General features: G+C 67.1%; 16 protein-coding genes and 1 tRNA gene. 9 read left to right on the top strand and 8 right to left on the bottom strand.

The window, feature by feature from the left end:
• Positions 1-28 precede the first annotated feature (28 nt).
• Genes ER13_RS05455 through ER13_RS05445 form a run of 3 tightly spaced genes read right to left on the bottom strand, consistent with a single transcriptional unit; the run spans position 29 to position 1,397 of the window.
• Positions 29-430 carry a hypothetical protein gene (locus ER13_RS05455; protein ID WP_035307401.1) on the bottom strand — a complete coding sequence of 134 codons (402 nt, stop codon included), beginning with the start codon at positions 428-430 and terminating at the stop codon, positions 29-31.
• Positions 420-977 (bottom strand): RNA polymerase sigma factor, encoded by a 558-nt coding sequence (locus tag ER13_RS05450; RefSeq protein ID WP_008263098.1) that lies wholly within the window; start codon positions 975-977, stop codon positions 420-422. Before ER13_RS05450 ends, ER13_RS05455 begins: the two co-directional genes overlap by 11 nt.
• Before the next feature lie 24 nt (positions 978-1,001).
• Positions 1,002-1,397 carry a DUF6249 domain-containing protein gene (locus ER13_RS05445; protein ID WP_008264372.1) on the bottom strand — a complete coding sequence of 132 codons (396 nt, stop codon included), beginning with the start codon at positions 1,395-1,397 and terminating at the stop codon, positions 1,002-1,004.
• Between the two features lie 185 nt (positions 1,398-1,582).
• On the opposite strand from ER13_RS05445, the gene ER13_RS05440 reads away from it, so the two are divergent.
• Positions 1,583-1,822: a DUF2188 domain-containing protein gene (locus ER13_RS05440; protein ID WP_008259809.1), complete on the top strand. Its 240-nt coding sequence runs from the start codon at positions 1,583-1,585 to the stop codon at positions 1,820-1,822.
• Positions 1,823-1,834: 12 nt separating this feature from the next.
• On the opposite strand, the gene ER13_RS05435 is transcribed toward ER13_RS05440, so the two are convergent.
• Both ER13_RS05435 and ER13_RS19170 read right to left on the bottom strand, forming a co-directional pair.
• Entirely contained in the window at positions 1,835-2,182 is a 348-nt protein-coding gene (locus ER13_RS05435; RefSeq protein WP_008260879.1) for an ArsC family reductase, read from the bottom strand.
• A gap of 93 nt (positions 2,183-2,275) precedes the next feature.
• Entirely contained in the window at positions 2,276-2,410 is a 135-nt protein-coding gene (locus tag ER13_RS19170; protein ID WP_255343239.1) for a hypothetical protein, read from the bottom strand.
• Here ER13_RS19170 and ER13_RS05430 point away from each other — a divergent pair.
• Positions 2,400-4,103: an ATP-binding protein gene (locus tag ER13_RS05430; protein WP_164952569.1), complete on the top strand. Its 1,704-nt coding sequence runs from the start codon at positions 2,400-2,402 to the stop codon at positions 4,101-4,103. The genes ER13_RS19170 and ER13_RS05430 overlap by 11 nt on opposite strands.
• A 14-nt stretch (positions 4,104-4,117) precedes the next feature.
• Here ER13_RS05430 and ER13_RS05425 read toward each other — a convergent pair whose 3' ends face one another.
• Positions 4,118-6,739 carry a TonB-dependent receptor gene (locus tag ER13_RS05425; protein WP_035307399.1) on the bottom strand — a complete coding sequence of 874 codons (2,622 nt, stop codon included), beginning with the start codon at positions 6,737-6,739 and terminating at the stop codon, positions 4,118-4,120.
• A gap of 179 nt (positions 6,740-6,918) precedes the next feature.
• On the opposite strand from ER13_RS05425, the gene ER13_RS05420 reads away from it, so the two are divergent.
• Positions 6,919-8,007, top strand: coding sequence for an ABC transporter ATP-binding protein (locus ER13_RS05420; protein ID WP_035307397.1), 1,089 nt, complete (start codon positions 6,919-6,921; stop codon positions 8,005-8,007).
• On the opposite strand, the gene ER13_RS05415 is transcribed toward ER13_RS05420, so the two are convergent.
• Entirely contained in the window at positions 8,004-8,360 is a 357-nt protein-coding gene (locus tag ER13_RS05415) for a phage holin family protein (protein WP_008260563.1), read from the bottom strand. The genes ER13_RS05420 and ER13_RS05415 overlap by 4 nt on opposite strands.
• 122 nt (positions 8,361-8,482) lie before the next feature.
• On the opposite strand from ER13_RS05415, the gene ER13_RS05410 reads away from it, so the two are divergent.
• From ER13_RS05410 to ER13_RS05395, 4 genes are all read left to right on the top strand, one after another.
• Entirely contained in the window at positions 8,483-8,920 is a 438-nt protein-coding gene (locus ER13_RS05410; protein ID WP_008263758.1) for an HIT family protein, read from the top strand.
• Between the two features lie 68 nt (positions 8,921-8,988).
• Positions 8,989-9,064 (top strand) — tRNA-Thr (locus ER13_RS05405).
• 293 nt (positions 9,065-9,357) lie between these two features.
• Positions 9,358-10,056 carry a cytochrome c oxidase assembly protein gene (locus ER13_RS05400; protein ID WP_035307395.1) on the top strand — a complete coding sequence of 233 codons (699 nt, stop codon included), beginning with the start codon at positions 9,358-9,360 and terminating at the stop codon, positions 10,054-10,056.
• The gene (locus ER13_RS05395; RefSeq protein ID WP_035307393.1) at positions 10,053-10,565 is read left to right on the top strand and encodes a CopD family protein; all 513 of its coding nucleotides are present in this window, start codon (positions 10,053-10,055) and stop codon (positions 10,563-10,565) included. The genes ER13_RS05400 and ER13_RS05395 overlap by 4 nt, the downstream gene beginning before the upstream one ends.
• On the opposite strand, the gene ER13_RS05390 is transcribed toward ER13_RS05395, so the two are convergent.
• Positions 10,535-11,047, bottom strand: a complete 513-nt coding sequence (locus ER13_RS05390; protein ID WP_008264091.1) for a DUF2231 domain-containing protein — start codon at positions 11,045-11,047, stop codon at positions 10,535-10,537. The two genes, ER13_RS05395 and ER13_RS05390, sit on opposite strands and share 31 nt — an antisense overlap.
• Before the next feature lie 21 nt (positions 11,048-11,068).
• On the opposite strand from ER13_RS05390, the gene ER13_RS05385 reads away from it, so the two are divergent.
• A complete protein-coding gene (locus tag ER13_RS05385) occupies positions 11,069-11,731 on the top strand; it encodes a cytochrome c oxidase subunit II (RefSeq protein ID WP_052004885.1) in 663 nt (220 codons plus the stop codon).
• Positions 11,728-13,946: cytochrome c oxidase subunit I (gene ctaD / locus ER13_RS05380; RefSeq protein WP_035307388.1), on the top strand; the 2,219-nt coding region annotated here is incomplete at its 3' end. The genes ER13_RS05385 and ctaD, both read left to right, overlap by 4 nt.

Genomic DNA, 13,946 nt, shown 5'->3' with positions numbered 1-13,946 from the left:
ATAAGCCCCGCGATCCCGCAAGTCACCCTCACACGTCCTGAGACAGTTTCACCAGGCCCGCCGCCAGCACGGCGACGAGGGCTCCAGCCACGATCCAGAAGGCCATCATGCCCGACCCGTCCATCAGATCGAACGATCCGACACCCAAGCCCTCCAGCCCAGATTGGGCCGCGCCCTGAGCCGTCGCCGCCGCCGTCCGCACGCCCTGCGTCAGAGTCGTCTCTCCGTCTGCAGAGAAGTTGAAATTCACCCCCTCGCGCACCGCCAGGACGCCGCCGACCAGGCCGGCCCCCGTCAGGGCCAGGGTGCGCCAGCGCGACCGTTTCTCCATACTGGCCTGGACGGTCGCCAGAAACAGGCCCTCGTCGGCCAGTCGCGGGCTCTGCGCGAACAGCCGCTCGATCATCGGATCGAATTCATCAGCCGACATGGGTCGACCTCCCGCCTGATGCCTGCGCCGGCTGAAGCCGGGCGCGGAGTTTATCCAGACCACGTTTGACATGAGACTTCACCGTGCCGAGCGGCAAATTCATGGCCGCCGCGATTTCGGGGTGGGACATTCCTGCGCCGTGGCACAGGGAGACGCAGACCCGTTCGGTTTCGTTGAGCGTCTTCATCGCTTCGTCCAGGTCCATGAAGCCGGCGTGATCGACCACGACGTCGGCCTCGTCCGCCTCGACTTCCGCGACATAGCGGGCCTCGCGCGCGACGCGCTTCAGATAAAGGCGCGCGGCGATCTTCTTGATCCAACCGGCGAAAGTCCCCTGCCCCCGGAACTCCGAGCAGCGCTGGAAGCCTTGCAGGAAGGCGTCCTGGGCCACGTCGTCGGCCAGGGACGGCGCCGCGCCCATGCGGCGGAGCAGGCCCCGGACCGCCGACCCGTGCCGACGGACCAGTTCGCCATACTCCCGCCGTCCGCCGGCCGCCGCCTGGGCGGCCAGCTCGACGTCGTGGAGATCTCTGAGTGGTTTGATCATGACGTTCCCCCCTTCCGGCGGACGTCAGTCTTTGTTCGGGTTGAACAAGCCCAGGATGATGAAGGCGATGCCGATAGCGACGGGGATGCAGGCCAGACCCAGCAGAGGCCCCTCGCCATTTCCGCCCCATTGACTGGTGAACCCGCCGACCGTGAACGCAAATCCGGCGATACCCACGCCGCTCGCCAGGCTGAGCACGCCCTTGCGGATGTCCTTGCTGCGCGACGGCAGCCCTTTCTGCACGTCCTTGGTCATGGCGTCGATCAACTCGGGCGGAAGGGTCTGGCCCTTGTCGACCGCGTGCCTTACCGTCAGTTGCATCTCGCGGCGCTCCCGATTTTTCAGGAACGATGGCCCGACAATCACGGCGACGATCGCGGTGAAGACGATGAAGACGATGAAGACGGGTGTAGCGCCCATGATGAACTCTCTCTTGATCCGATGCGACAGCCTGATGTGGCGGCCTTCTGATCACAAGAGGCTGTGGGATGCGCGTACGGATGCGCGGCCCGACGTGAAATCTTTGTAAGGTCGCGAAGCGAAGCCCATGACGCGACAACGGGTTCGGGCTAACGTCATGGCCTGACCCCCTGAAGGAGATTCCCATGGCCCACGTCACCTATCGCATCGTCGAGCACGACGGCGGGTGGGCCTACCAGTCCGGAGGCACCTATTCCGAGACCTTCGCCACCCACGAGGCCGCCAAGGCCGCTGCGGTCCGGGCCGCGCGCGAACAGAAGGTGCCGGACGAGAACGCCGCCATCGAATACGAAACCTCCGACGGCCGCTGGGTCACGGAAAGCGCCGACGGACACGACCGCCCGGCGACCGACGTCGAAGACTGACGGCCCCCGCCCCTATTCAAAGACGGCGGCGTAGGCTTCGGGCTTGAAGCCGACCAGGCGCCGGTCCCCCAGATCCAGAACCGGCCGCTTGATCATCGAGGGCTGGGCCGTCATCAGGGCGACGGCCTTGTCCCGATCAATGTCCGCCCGGTCGGCCTCGGGCAGTTTCCTGAAGGTCGTGCCGGCGCGATTCAACACCGTCTCCCAGCCGTGGTCGTCGATCCACTGGCCCAGTTGGACCGGGTCGACGCCAGCCTTCTTGTAGTCATGAAAGACATATTCGACGCCGTGCTGGTCCAGCCAGACGCGGGCCTTCTTGACGGTGTCGCAGTTGGGAATGCCGTAGAGGACGACGGTCATGGGCGGTCCTTTTCCTTGGGGCGGCCGCTGTGCCTGTAGATAGTCCTCCTGACAAGCTTGGAAACCCGCTGTTCATGAGCGGGAACCCAATACTCATCGCCCCGCCAGAACACGGTTTCCCATGTCGATCCGCGCCGCTTCAAAACGTGTCCTGGCCTTGATGAGGACCAGGGCGGCGCTGTCCGCAGTCTCCATGATGGCGACGATGACGGCGATGATGGCCGCCATGATCGTCGTGGTGTTCGGGAACCTGTCCACCATAGAGGCCGCAGACCGCGCGGTTCACCACACCCGGGTCGTCGAAACCGCGGCGGCCGATCTTCTGGCGTCCAGCCTGGATCAGGAAACCGGCATCAGGGGATACGGAGAAAGCAGGGGCGAACCGGCTGCGCTCGAACCCTATTTTGCAGGCCAGGCGAAGTTCAGCGAAGAACTGCAGACCCTCTACCGTCTGTCGAGCGACAGTCCGCAGCAGACAGCCCGACTGGACGCCCTGCGTGAGGGGCTCAACCGCTGGCGTTCCGTCTATGCAAGCCCTCAGCTGGCCCGCCCCCAAAGCCAGATCGCCGATCCCGCCCTGGCGGAGCGTGGTCGAGTCGCGATGGGCGAGGTGCGCCAATTGCTGGACGATCTTCGTGCGGAGGAGGCCTTGGCGGCCCAGGAAAGCGAGGAGGCGCGTGATCGCGCCTATACGACCGCACGGATCGTCGTCGGCGGTGTCGGCCTGGCGGCGCTGGGGTTCGGGACGAGCCTGGGTCTTTGGGCCGTCCGCGCCTCGGCGCGACGTGAACGCGAAGCCGTGGCCTTCGCCAAGGCCAAGACGCGAACCCTGGCCGTCGTCAGCCACGAGATCCGCACGCCGCTGAACGGCATGCTGGGCATGTTGCAGGCCATGGCGGCCGAGCCGATGGCGGCGACCCAGAAGGAACGGCTCGAGGTCGCGCTTGAATCGGGAGAAACCCTGACGGCCCTGCTCAACGATCTGCTGGACGCGTCGAAGATCGAGGCAGGACGCCTGGAGTTGCTGGAGGCCGATTTCGACCTGACGCGTCTGCTCGCGCGCATGGAGACCGCCTTCGGCGAGACGGCGCGCAAGAAGGGCGTGCCGCTGCGGATCGACATCGCGCCCGAAGCGGCGGGCGACTGGATCGGGGACAAGGTGCGGATCGGCCAGATCCTGGCCAATCTGATCTCGAACGCCGTGAAGTTCACCGATCAGGGCGAAGTGGCCTTGTCCGTCGACGTCCCGAGCGCAGGCCTGCTTCGGATCGCCGTGCGTGACAGCGGCATGGGCATGAATGAAGCCACCCTGGGCCGCCTGTTCTCACCCTATGCGCAGGCCAGCGCCGAAACCGCGCATACGCACGGCGGCACCGGCCTGGGCCTGGCGATCTCGCGCTCGCTGGCGCGGATGATGGGGGGCGACATCACCGTGACCAGCGCGGTCGGTCAGGGCTCCTGCTTCACCCTGGAGCTTCCGCTGCAACGCGGGCGTTCGGCCACGACCGAGCCCGAGAGCGCAAGAAGCCTGGCCGACCTGCACGTCCTGGCGGCCGACGACAACGCCGTGAATCGCCAGGTTCTGTCCGCCATCCTGCCCAGTCTGGGCGTCGAGCTGACGGTGGTCGAAAACGGCGACCAGGCTGTGGCCGCCTGGCGTGAGGGCGCCTATGATCTGGTGCTGCTGGACCTGCGCATGCCGCTCTGCGACGGCTTCGAGGCCGCCCGCCGGATTCGCGCCGAAGAGACGCCCGGCCAGCGCACGCCCCTGATCCTGTTGTCCGGCGACGTCTCCGCGTCGGTGCGCCAACAGGGCCGCGAGGCCGGTCTGGACGGCTTCGTCGCCAAGCCGCTGGACATCCATATGCTGATCGAGGCGATGAGCGCCGCCCTTCCCCCCGCGCATCCTCTGGCCGCCTGACTCCAGCGCCCTGATCAGAACCGTTTCGTCAGGCCCAGGCTGAACACCCGTCCACGCGGATCGGCGACGACCGGGTCGTAGCCGAAGGCGTACTGGGCCAGAGGCGGCGCCTTGTCCGCCAGATTGACCAAGCCCAGGGCCAGGTCGAGATCGAGGCCGAGCGTGCGGGTGTAGAGCAGATCGACGGTGGTCTGGCTGGCGATGGTGGTGTCGTTGATCCCGCTGCGGTCATTACGATAACCGGCTGTGTAGTGGACCAGGCCGGTCAGGGCATGACCGCCGCCGCTCCAGGACAGGGCGAACTCGCCGCGATTGCGCGGCAGGGACCGGCCGATATTGTTCAGATTGGTCGAGCCCACGCCCGACACCTGGGCCGCGCCGTCGCTGAGCCGGATGTCGTAACGGTCCACATAGGTCCAGGTCGCCGAGGCCGAGGCCCGACCGCCCCACAGATCGCGACCGTAACGCGCCGCCAGGTCGATCCCCTGCGTCTCGATGGAAGAGGCGTTGACGAAATAGAGCTGGACGAAGGTCAAGGCGCCGCCGGCCGAACGGGTGATGCGCGACTGGGCGTCCGTGCCGGTGCGGCCCGCCGCCGTATCGGCCGCCGCCTGATCGATGATCGCCTGGGCCGACTCCTTGACCACCTGGTCGGCATAGTCGAAGCGCCAGGCGTCCAGGCCCAGTTCCAGCCCCTTGATCGGACGCCACAGGGCGCCGAAGGTCAGGCTCTCGGACTTTTCGGGTTTCAGGTCGGCGTCGCCCGAGGTCAGGGTGTTGACGAAGACGAACGCCCCCCGATCGAACACCGACGGCTGAGAGGCCTGGGCGCCGGACTGGGCGTAGACGGACGGGGCGCGGAACCCCTGCCCCCACGAGGCGCGCAGCGCCAGGGCGTCGGTCACGTCCCAGCGGACCGCCGCCTTGGGGCTGAACCGCCCCTGATCGCCGTCATAGGACTCATAACGCCCGGCCAGTTGCGCCTCGATCCGGTCGCCCAGGTGGATGCGAGCCTCGGCGAAGCCGGCCAGGGTTTGCTGGTCGCCCTCGAAGTCGGGCGAGAACCCGGCGGTCAGCAGTTCGCCGGCGTTGACCAGATCGCTCCAGTCGTGACGGAAGGCGCTGCGGCGATACTGGGCGCCCAGGGCCACATCGACCCGCCCCCCGGCCCAGGCCAGGGCCTGACCGCCGGTCGAGGCGTCGGCCGTGGTCAGGCTGGACGCGCCGCGCAGACCGGTTGAGCCGGTCAGGCTGTCGATCAGTTCGGCGCTGTTGGCCGTGCCGGTCCCGAGATAGGCGCTGCCGAAGGGATTGAAATACTGACAGGCGCCGACGCCCGGCGACCCCGTCGCCGCATCGCAGCCGGCGCCGCCCAGACCATTCAGGGCGTTCCGCAGCGCGCTGCCGATCACGTCCGGCTTGTCATAGGCGACATGCTGGCGGCTGGCGGTCGCGGCCAGGCTCCAGGTCCAGCCGCCGGCGAAGTCACCGTCCAGACCGGCCGCCAGTCGCCATGTCTCATACTCGAACACGGCGGTCGAAGCCCCGGCCTCTGCGCCCAGAAGCCGGCCCCGGAACAGGACGTCCTCGCTGAACGGATTGTCGGGGTGCGAGGCCGGCACGGTCAGGGACTGGGCCAGGATGGGCAGCGACGGCGTCTGGCGGGCGCGGGTTTCGGAGGTTGACCAGGCCGCCTGAAGCGACAGGCTCATGTCCCCGACCGGACGGCGATAGTCGGCGAAGACCTGGGTGCGCGTCTCCTCCGGCGTCAGGTCGAAGAAGTCGGAATAGTCGAGGCGGCAGAAGGCGTCGCCGGCGCTGTTGCGATAGGCGGCGTCGAAGGCGGGATTGTCGCAGGCCGGGTCCGGCGCATAGCCCCCCGTGCCGGGCCGGTAATAGGAGCCCGGCTGACCGTAGCTGGTCACGGCGGTCCAGGACGCGCGGCCGTAACGGTCCGCCTGGGTGAAGTCGCGCTCGTCGGTGCTGAGCGCCGACCGGTGGAAATGCGAGGCCGCCAGGGTCAGGTCGCCGCCCAGCAGCGCAAGACCGCCGACGGCCTGGATCACGCTCTCTTCCGATCCGTCGGCCACGGCGTATTTGGCGCTGATCTCGGGCTCCGCCACATTGTGACGGGTGATGAAATTGACCACCCCGGCCACGGCGTCCGAGCCATAGACGGCCGAGGCGCCGTCCCTGGCCACCTCGACCCGCTGCAGGGCGATCATGGGAACGAGCGAATTGATGTCGACGAAGGCCGAGCCGTCGGTCGCCACCACGGCGCTGGTCGTCCAGCGCTGGCCGTCGACCAGGACCAGGGTCGAACCCAGGCCGAGATTGCGCAGATTGAACTGGGCCGTGCCCGAGCTCTGCGGCTGGTTCAGCTGATCCACCTGGGCCTCGGAGCCCGAGTTGGCGGTGATCAGGCGGACCAGTTGCGAAGCGTCGGCGGCGCCGGCGGCCGCGATGACGTTCCCCTCCAAAGTCTCGACCGGCGCGATCCGGTCGCCGCCGGCGATGCGCGATCCGGTGACGACGATATCGTCCACGCGCGACGGCCCCTCCTGCGCCTGAACCGCACACACGCCCGCCAGCCAGGCGACCGAAGCCGTCGCCATCAGGATTTTACGCCGCGCCATGTCTGTGCTCCCCAAAACCGTGACGGCGGCTTCTAGCGAGGGCGTGTATTTTGCGAAAGAGCAATTTTGCAGATTTGCAAATTATCGGTTCTGCATACGCTCTGGAATATCGCGAGCCTTTGATCCGGCGATGTAACCGGTTACGGTAGAGAAAAATGGAAGCAGTTCAGGAAAGAAGCATGGCGAACGTCCGTCTGGTCGACGTGAAGAAGGCGTTCGGCGCCGTCGAGGTGCTGAAGGGCGTCGATCTGGAGATCGCCGACGGCGAGTTCGTGGTCTTCGTCGGCCCGTCCGGCTGCGGCAAATCCACCCTGTTGCGCACCATCGCCGGGCTGGAAGAGGCGACGACGGGCCAGGTCTCCATCGGCGACCGGGTGGTCAACGACCTGTCGCCGTCCGACCGGGGCATCGCCATGGTGTTCCAGTCCTACGCCCTGTATCCGCACATGACGGCCTATGAAAACATGGCCTTCGGGCTGAAACTGGCCAAGACGGACAGAGCCGAGATCGATCGCCGCGTACGCGCCGCCGCCGAAGCCCTGAGCATCACCGACTATCTGGACCGCAAGCCCAAGGCCATGTCCGGCGGACAGCGCCAGCGCGTCGCCATCGGCCGCGCCATCGTGCGCGAACCCGACGTCTTCCTATTCGACGAGCCGCTGTCGAACCTGGACGCCGCCCTGCGGGTTCGGATGCGCTACGAGTTCGCACGCCTGCACGCCGAGCTGAAGACGACGATGATCTATGTGACCCACGACCAGGTCGAGGCCATGACCCTGGCCGACCGGATCGTGGTGCTGAACGGCGGCCGGATCGAACAGGTCGGGGCGCCGATGGACCTGTACCAGCGCCCGGCCAATCTGTTCGTCGCCGGCTTCATCGGCAGTCCGCGCATGAACCTGCTGACGGGCGAGGTGGTCGCCGCCTCGGCCGCCGGGGCCACGGTGCGGACGACGGCAGGCGAGACGATCCGCGTGGCGGTGGACGCCGCCTCGGCCAAGGCTGGCGACCGCATCACCCTGGGCGTCCGGCCCGAACATCTGAGCCTATCGGCCGAGGGCGACGTGCTGACCGCCGAAGTCCTGTTCGTCGAGCCCCTGGGGGCGACGACCATGGCCCATCTGAAACACCCGGCGTCGCAGGACACCCTGACGGTCCAGCTGGCGGGCGGGGCTCCGGCTAGGGTCGGCGAATCGCTGACCCTGCACGTCCCCGCCGACCAGGCCCATCTGTTCGACGCGGAAGGTCGCGCCTTTTCCCGACTTTAGCCGCGCTTTTCGTCACCGCCGATGAAGGCGCCGGCGATCCAGCTGACCACGCCGGTGACGATGGCCGCCCCGATTCCCGCCCACAGGCCGTCCACGGCGAAGCCGTTCAGGAACAGGGCGGTCAAGCCGATCATCGCCGCGTTCACGATCAGCAGGAACAGACCCAGGGTGACGACCGTGATCGGGAAGGTCAGCACCACCATGATCGGCCGCACGATCGCGTTGACCAGGCCCAGAATGATCGCCGCCGCGATCAGCGAGCCGTTATTGGTGAAGTCGACGCCCGGCACGATCTGGGCCGACAGCCACAGGCCGGCCATGGTGACGACGGCCTGGATGATGAAACGGATCATGTTGTCCTCAATGATGTGGAAGCGTCACCATAACGCGGCATGCCGGCAAAGGCTCCCCCTCGCCCGCCCCGGCTGCTAATCAGGGCGCTGATCCAGACCGCGACACGATACGGAGACCGGCCATGAGCCTTCACGGCGAATACGACCCCGACAACATCTTCGCCAAGATCCTGCGCGGCGAGATCCCCTCGGTGAAGGTGTGGGAGGACGACCACGTCCTGGCCTTCATGGACGTGTTTCCCCAGTCGGAAGGCCATGTCCTGATCATCGCCAAACAGTCGCAGGCGCGGAACCTGCTGGAGGTCGAGCCGGACATCCTGGCCCGGCTGACGGCCGCCCTGCAACGCACGGCCGTGGCGGTCGAAAGGGCGCTGAAGCCCGACGGGATCGCCGTGATGCAGTTCAACGGCGACGCCGGCGGCCAGACCGTCTTCCACCTGCATTTCCACATCATCCCCCGCTGGGCCGACCGGCCGATGAAGGGACACGGCCACGCGCCCATGGCCGAAGCCGCCGCCTTGAGGCCCCTGGCCGACCGGATCGCCGCAGAACTGGCCTGAGCGTGGCGGATCCGTCTTGCACAGGCGTCAATCCGTCCGCATAAGGCCAGCCAGTCCTCAAGACCGGGGCCGGTTTAGCTCAGTTGGTAGAGCGCCAGTTTTGTAAACTGGATGTCGCGGGTTCGATTCCTGCAACCGGCACCATCTCTTCACGACTTGGCCCTGCAGTTTTGCAGGTGGCGCCTTGAGGGCGCAGCGGATCACAGACCGATATCGAACGGGTGCGCTTTCACGGCGTTTCAGTCGGGAAGGCACGGGCGACCACGCGGTATGGCTTTGACCATAGCCGAGCCCTGAAGGGTGGCGAGACACCGATCGCGCCGAAACACTCAGGTCGGAACATCCTTGTCCAATACGGCTTAGGTATCTGACGGCCGCGAAGACAAGCCGGGGCCACGGACGCACGACACTCATCAATCGGCAGGGAAACGCCCTGAATGCACGCCACTTACTGCGGTCCTGCGCCGCTTCCCGGCGAACTCGCCACGAGCTGGAATCTGGACCCGATTCTTCTCGCCGCGCTGTTCGCGCTGGGCGTGGGCCTGCGGCGCGACCGGGCCGGACTGGCCGGCGTGGCGGTGTTGGCGATCGCCTTCGTCTCTCCGCTCTGCGCCCTGTCGGCGGCCCTGTTTTCAGCGCGGGTCGTGCACCACGTCCTGCTCATCGCCGTCGCCGCACCGCTTCTGGCCTTGGCGGTCCCGGCGCCACGGCCGGGGGGGATCGTGATTCCCTTCGTGGTCTCGACCGCCGTCCTCTGGATCTGGCACATTCCCGCAGCCTATGACGCCGCCCTGACCAACATCCCAGTCTATTGGGTGATGCAAATCTCGCTGCTCGGCAGCGCGATGCTGTTCTGGCGGGCGGTCCTGGCCGGGGACGGCGCGCCTGTGGATCGCCTCGGGTTTGTGATCGCCGCCTTCGCCCAGATGGGGCTGCTCGGCGCCCTGCTGACCTTCGCCCCGACGTCCCTCTATGCGGCGCACAGATTCGCGCCCCTGGCCTGGGGCATGACCCCGCTGGAGGATCAGGCCCTGGGAGGGCTGATCATGTGGGCGCCGGCGGGGATACCCTACGCGATCGCAACCATCTGGATCGCGCGCCAGGGCTGGTCGCGACTGAAGGCGACGCGCGCATGATCGACTGGCTCGCACCCGCCGTTCCGCTGTTCAAGGCGGCCCATATCGTCGCCCTGGTGATCTGGTGCGGAGGGCTGCTGGCCCTGCCGTTGATGTTGACGCGCCATGACCCGAACATCTCGATTGAAGACTATCGCGTCGTCCGGAACGCCTCGCACCTGACCTATACGATGTGCGTCACGCCGGCGGCCGTCATCGCCGTGATCGCCGGCACCTGGCTGATCTTCCTGCGCGAGGTCTATGTGCCGTGGCTGTTCGCCAAACTGGCGTTCGTCGCGATGCTGGTGATGGCCCATGGCTGGATCGGCCACACCCTCGCGCGGATCGGCGAAGACCCTGACGAACACACCCCGCCCCGGCCCTATATCCCGATCGCCCTGGTTCTCTTGCCGATGTTGATGATCCTCACCCTGGTGTTGGCCAAGCCGACGCTGGCCTGGGTCGTCCTGCCGGACTGGCTGACGGAACCCCGGAGCGGTCAGCTCTTGTTCGACACGCCCAGTCGATAGTCGAAGACGAGTTTGCCGCCATGCCAGCCCGTTACCGCCACCACCCCGACACACAGGGCCGAGAGCAGGATGCCGTAAGGCAAAACGGCCGTCTCATATCCATAGAGACGATGCCCCCAGTTCGCCCCGAGCAGCGCCAGCAGGGTCACCGCGATGATGAAATGGGTCCAGGCCGGAGCCCGCGCCCGGATGCCCGACACCATCAGAAGTTCAGCCGTGCCGGAAACGCCCGCCAACATGCCGAACAGAAAACCCGTGCCGGCGGACCACAGGGCGGCCCGGGCCCAGAAGCCGTCGCCCGTCCACCAGTACAGGGCGTCCGCACCCAGGGTGCAGAAGGTCAGGGCCACGGGGAAGGCGACGCTCATCGCATGGATCGGGTGACCGAAAACCGCGACGCGCGACTCGGTCGCGGAAAATCCGGGCGCGGCCGCAATCGGGTCGATCAGGGCCTCGGCTTCCTCTTCGATCTTGTCCGTCATATCCCGTCCCTGCCGCGTTCCATGGTGGTTCTGACAACGGCGCTGGCGCTGGCGGGTTGCGAGGGGGCGCTGTCGACCGTCGATCCGGCCGGCCCCGCCGCCCGCACCATCGCCCAGATCTGGTGGGTGATGCTGGTGGGGGCCGTCGCCATCTTCGCCCTGGTGATGGCCCTGGTCGCGCTGGCGTTCCGGGCGCGCGGCCCCGTTGACGAGACGCGGCACGAGCGCCTGTGGGTGATCAAGCTGGGCATAGCCTTTCCGGTCGTCGTGCTGCTGGCCCTTCTCGCCTATGGGCTGGCGGCGGGGGAGCGATTGCTGCCCAGGCAGGGCGCTGATGTCGTCCGCGTCGGCGCCGAGGCCCGCCGGTCCGCCTGGGCCTTCAGCTACGCCGATGTTGCGGGGCTGAGGACCGACCATGTGCTGCACATTCCCGCCGGGCGGCCCGTCGATGTCGCGATCACGTCGACGGACGTGATCCACAGCTTCTGGGCGCCGCGCCTGGCCGGCAAGATCGACGCCATTCCCGGCCATGTTAACATCCTGCGCATCGAGGCCGACGCCCCCGGCGTCTATGCCGGCCGAAGCGCCGAGTTCAGCGGCGTCGGCTACGACGATTTCGCCTTCACCGTGGTCGCCCACGACCCCGCCTCCTGGGAGCGCTTCGTCCGAAGCGGCACGCCATGAACACGCTCCAGCGCCACCGCCGCCTGACCGAAATCTGGTCGTCCGAACCCGGCGCTCGCGGCCTGTTCTCGACCGTCAACCACACCGACCTCGGCCGGATGTTCCTGGCCGTGTCCTTCTTCTTCTTCCTGGTCGGCGGCGTGCTCGCCATGCTGATCCGAGCCCAGCTGGCGACGCCCCACTCGGCCTTCGCCGGGCCGGAGATCTACAACCAGATCTTCACCATGCACGGGACCATCATGATGTTCCTGTTCGCCATCCCGACGTTCGAGGGACTGGCGATGTATCTGCTGCCCAAGATGCTGGGCACGCGCGATCTCGCCTTCCCCCGCCTCTCCGCCTACGGCTTCTGGTGCTATGTCTTCGGCGGGACGATGCTGCTGGTGTCGATGGTGCTGGGCATCGCGCCGGACGGCGGGTGGTTCATGTATCCCCCGCTGACCGGACCGATCTACTCGCCGGGCATCAACACGGATTTCTGGCTGATCGGCATCACCTTCGTCGAGATTTCGGCCATTGCGGCGGCGGTCGAGATCACCGTCTCGATCCTCAAATACCGCGCCCCCGGCATGTCGCTGGACAAGATGCCGATCTTCGCCTGGTACGCCCTGGTCACCGCCCTGATGATTCTGACCGGCTTTCCGCCGCTGATCCTGGGCTCGATCCTGCTGGAGCTGGAACGGGCCTTCGGCCTCCCCTTCTTCCAGGCCGAGTTCGGCGGCGACAGCCTGTTGTGGCAGCACCTGTTCTGGCTGTTCGGTCACCCGGAGGTCTACATCATCTTCCTGCCGGCGGCGGGGGTGATCTCGACCATCCTGCCGGTCATGTGCCGCACGACCCTGCTGGGCTACGGCTGGATCGTGGCCTCGGCCACGGGGCTGGCCTTCCTGTCGTTCGGGATATGGGTCCACCACATGTTTACGACCGGCATCCCGCATATGGGGCTGGCCTTCTTCTCGGCGGCCTCGACCCTGGTCGCGGTGCCGACCGGCGTTCAGCTGTTCGCCTGGATCGGGACCATGTGGAAGGGCAGGCCCAGCCTGCGCATGCCGATGCTTCACCTGCTCGGCTTCTTCTTCACCTTCGTGATCGGGGGGCTGACCGGGGTCATGGTGGCGGTGGTGCCGTTCGACTGGCAGGCGCACGACACCGCCTTCATCACAGCCCACCTTCACTACGTCCTGTTCGGCGGCTTCGTCTTTCCGATCCTGGCCGGGCTCTACTACTGGATGCCCCACGTCAGCGGCCGTGCGCGGTTCTTCCGGCTGGGCGAGCTGGCCTTCGCCCTCGTCTTCATCGGCTTCCATGTCACCTTCCTGGCCATGCACTGGGTCGGTCTGCTGGGCCAGCGGCGGCGGATCTCGACCTATCTGCCGGAGGACGGCTGGACGACCGTCAACCTGATCTCGTCGATCGGCAGTTTCGTGCTGGCCATCGGCATCGCCATGGTGATCGTCGACCTGGTCCTGCACGCCTTCACCGCGCGCCGCAGCCGCCGCGATCCGTGGCAGGCCGGAACCCTGGAGTGGGCGATGATGACGCCGCCGCCGGCGTATAATTTCGCCAGCCTGCCCCATGTCGACAGCCGTCAGCCGCTCGCCGACGATCCCGGGCTGACGCTCCGCCTTGCGCGCGGTGAAGGCTATCTCTCGGAACCCGAACGGGGGTGGCGCGAAAGCCTGACGGTCGAGGTCGCGACCGGCAAGCCGGACTTTCACATCATCTACCCGACCAACACCCGCCTGCCGATCCTGATGGCGGCGGTCACCGGGGTGTTCTTCGTCTCCCTGTTGCTGAAGTTCTACTGGACGGTTCCGCTGGCGGTGGTCGGGGTGACGATCCTGACGTGGCGCTGGGCCTGGTCGCTGGGACGCACGACCGATCTGCCCCCTCGGTCGATCGGTCGCGGCCTGATGCTGCCCAACGCCACCCAGGTCAGACGTTCGCCCAGCTGGTGGGGGTCGGCCCTCCTGCTGACCGCCAATGCGACCTTCTTCGGCTCGCTGCTGTTCGGCTTCGCCTTCCTGTGGACGGTCGCCCCGTCCTGGCCGCCGCCCGCCTGGTTGACGTCGTCGGCGCCGGAGCTGGCGCTGGGCCTCATCGGGGCCGGGCTTGGCGTGGTGGCTATCCGACGCGCCGCGCGGGCCAATCGAAAGGGCCAGGACGCCCGGCCTTGGCTGGGCCTGACCTTCGTCGCCGCCCTGGGGGTCGGGGC

The sequence above is a fragment of the Brevundimonas sp. EAKA genome, assembly GCF_000698025.1.
GTDB lineage: Bacteria > Pseudomonadota > Alphaproteobacteria > Caulobacterales > Caulobacteraceae > Brevundimonas > Brevundimonas mediterranea_A.
Note: the sequence above shows the minus strand (reverse complement) of the source record. Positions and strands in the feature narration are given on the sequence as shown.

What these genes read in the sequence shown, in the direction of transcription:
- ER13_RS05455 (WP_035307401.1), bottom strand. Translation starts at nt 430, where the DNA reads ATGTCGGCTGATGAATTCGATCCGATGATCGAGCGGCTGTTCGCGCAG.
- ER13_RS05450 (WP_008263098.1), bottom strand. Translation starts at nt 977, where the DNA reads ATGATCAAACCACTCAGAGATCTCCACGACGTCGAGCTGGCCGCCCAG.
- ER13_RS05445 (WP_008264372.1), bottom strand. Translation starts at nt 1,397, where the DNA reads ATGGGCGCTACACCCGTCTTCATCGTCTTCATCGTCTTCACCGCGATC.
- ER13_RS05440 (WP_008259809.1), top strand. Translation starts at nt 1,583, where the DNA reads ATGGCCCACGTCACCTATCGCATCGTCGAGCACGACGGCGGGTGGGCC.
- ER13_RS05435 (WP_008260879.1), bottom strand. Translation starts at nt 2,182, where the DNA reads ATGACCGTCGTCCTCTACGGCATTCCCAACTGCGACACCGTCAAGAAG.
- ER13_RS05430 (WP_164952569.1), top strand. Translation starts at nt 2,400, where the DNA reads ATGGCCGCCATGATCGTCGTGGTGTTCGGGAACCTGTCCACCATAGAG.
- ER13_RS19170 (WP_255343239.1), bottom strand. Translation starts at nt 2,410, where the DNA reads ATGGCGGCCATCATCGCCGTCATCGTCGCCATCATGGAGACTGCGGAC.
- ER13_RS05425 (WP_035307399.1), bottom strand. Translation starts at nt 6,739, where the DNA reads ATGGCGCGGCGTAAAATCCTGATGGCGACGGCTTCGGTCGCCTGGCTG.
- ER13_RS05420 (WP_035307397.1), top strand. Translation starts at nt 6,919, where the DNA reads ATGGCGAACGTCCGTCTGGTCGACGTGAAGAAGGCGTTCGGCGCCGTC.
- ER13_RS05415 (WP_008260563.1), bottom strand. Translation starts at nt 8,360, where the DNA reads ATGATCCGTTTCATCATCCAGGCCGTCGTCACCATGGCCGGCCTGTGG.
- ER13_RS05410 (WP_008263758.1), top strand. Translation starts at nt 8,483, where the DNA reads ATGAGCCTTCACGGCGAATACGACCCCGACAACATCTTCGCCAAGATC.
- ER13_RS05400 (WP_035307395.1), top strand. Translation starts at nt 9,358, where the DNA reads ATGCACGCCACTTACTGCGGTCCTGCGCCGCTTCCCGGCGAACTCGCC.
- ER13_RS05395 (WP_035307393.1), top strand. Translation starts at nt 10,053, where the DNA reads ATGATCGACTGGCTCGCACCCGCCGTTCCGCTGTTCAAGGCGGCCCAT.
- ER13_RS05390 (WP_008264091.1), bottom strand. Translation starts at nt 11,047, where the DNA reads ATGACGGACAAGATCGAAGAGGAAGCCGAGGCCCTGATCGACCCGATT.
- ER13_RS05385 (WP_052004885.1), top strand. Translation starts at nt 11,069, where the DNA reads ATGGTGGTTCTGACAACGGCGCTGGCGCTGGCGGGTTGCGAGGGGGCG.